We start from the raw sequence: 1,861 nt of genomic DNA, 5'->3' as shown, positions 1-1,861 counted from the left end.
GGCCGCCCAGGTCCGTGTGTTTCGTCACGCGGCCGAACGTGTCTTGCTCGTCGATCGTGGTGCGGCCGTTGGCGTCGGTCATGGTCTTGATCCAGCCACGACTGATCCAATGAACTCGGGCCGCTTAATGCGGCCCGAGTTCAGGACACGATTAAATGCGTCGTATCTATTGCAAATACACCCTATTTCTTGATGGAGGAGCCATCATTGTTCAAGTATCCTGCCTCCTCAAGGAAATGCGCGATGCCAATATTTAAGTCTGCATCCGATATTCCATCGGCTCGCCCTACGCCTTTCCAGCGACGAACAAGTTGGACGGCGGCACCATCGATTGCTGGAAATCGCTCGATTAATAGACGACATAAATCCCGCCCCGTGAACGCTAGATTCGAAGACAGGATTCGTCCAAAGAGATCAGACGCGGGTACACCTTTGATTAGATCATCCATCATTGTCCAAGCTTCTTAAAATAAGCAAATTGCGTGTTAGAAAGGATTGGATCCGGCACAGTCACCGATGTAAATCCGTAGCGTGATGCCATTCTGCCAGTCCAAGTGTTGATCGCAGCATCTTCTTTGCTCATACCTGCGGCCAGATTCCGCCCATACTCAGCCGCGTTTACGCTGTCGGTTCCTGATATCCAAGTTCCGGTAATGCCGTTTACTGGAATCCCCTCTCTATCTAAACGCAGCATCATGCTCGCAAACATATCTGTACCCGAGCCTAATGCGGCGATGTCGCCTTGAGCTCGGACCTCAAACGAAAGGCGTTGACTTTGATCAATGTAAGCGTTCAGACCATGACTTCCGTATTCCGCATCGAGATAGTCAATGCTAACTCCTCCGCCGTAGCGATTAATTGAAAACTCGTTGCTGATATCAATCCGAGGAACAGGAGGTTCGAGGCGGGAGCTAGTCACCATATCCTCGGGCACCGCATACATTCGGAGCGCCGGCACAGTGCGTTCGACCATACGCTCGACCTGCGACCCGAAGCCTTGCAACACAGACCCAACATCATCTGCCAAGAACGAAGTATATGCACTGCGCACAGCCAAGCTTTCAAGTCCTGCCACCGCCCGGCCAATGAGAGGACCGCCTGCAATCGCGGCCCCTGCGCTGATAACACCTTCCCCGAACGAGTCTGGCAGCAAGCCATCCGCAATGCCACCAATGACGCTACCACCATATAGCGCCGCTCCGCCAATCAAGCCACCGTGATGCACTCCCCATGCGGAAAGCTCCGTCGAACGATCAAGGACGAATTGTTTCGGATGGACGCCACGCCCGTTTTCGCCGACCTGTTCCGCTCCCATCTTCAATGCGTCAGTCAGATCGATGTCGCCATGCTCATAAGCACCGCCAATGTTGCGCAGACCGTCCCACAGACTTGGCGCGGCACTGATACTTCCGATGTCCATTGCCGGCAAATCATGTACTGCGATCTGCGGATACGGAACCGCGCGTACATCCACACCCGGCGTGTTCGATGACGAATTAACAAGCGACGCGCCGTTGTCCACTGCTATCAGTGCGCGTGCCTCATCCGGTGTAATCCCCAGCCCTGCCGCGGTCGCATCAAACGAACTCGCTGCAGGTGTGAACTGTGCATTGGCTGACCACCCAAACTGCTGACCCGGATCGGCGTTGTACCCCGCCCGCGCCACCAACGCATCAACATCGCCTCCCGTTCCGTACAGCGTAGCTGTGCTGCCGTTGGTCGGCTCATCCATCTTCACCTTCGCCGGCGCAACCGACTTCGTCGCCATCTGCGCGATCACCATCGCCCCGATCGTATCGCCCGCAATCGCCCCGGCATTGCGTTGCAAACTCCCGCCGCGCACCAGCGTACTCGTCACTCC

The 1,861-nt window shown here is 55.7% G+C and carries 2 protein-coding genes; both read right to left on the bottom strand.

All coding sequences use genetic code 11. The features are described from left to right. Positions 1-182: 182 nt before the first annotated feature. On the bottom strand, positions 183-452 hold the full coding sequence (locus QCE79_RS32645; protein WP_309851512.1) for a hypothetical protein: 270 nt from the start codon (positions 450-452) through the stop codon (positions 183-185). Then, positions 449-1,861 (bottom strand): hypothetical protein (locus QCE79_RS32640; RefSeq protein WP_309851510.1); only part of this gene is annotated, 1,413 nt, incomplete at its 5' end. The genes QCE79_RS32640 and QCE79_RS32645, both read right to left, overlap by 4 nt.

This window comes from Caballeronia sp. LZ003 (genome assembly GCF_031451465.1).
GTDB lineage: Bacteria > Pseudomonadota > Gammaproteobacteria > Burkholderiales > Burkholderiaceae > Caballeronia.
The sequence above is the reverse complement of the archived record's forward strand: the minus strand, read 5'-3'. Positions and strand labels throughout refer to the sequence as shown.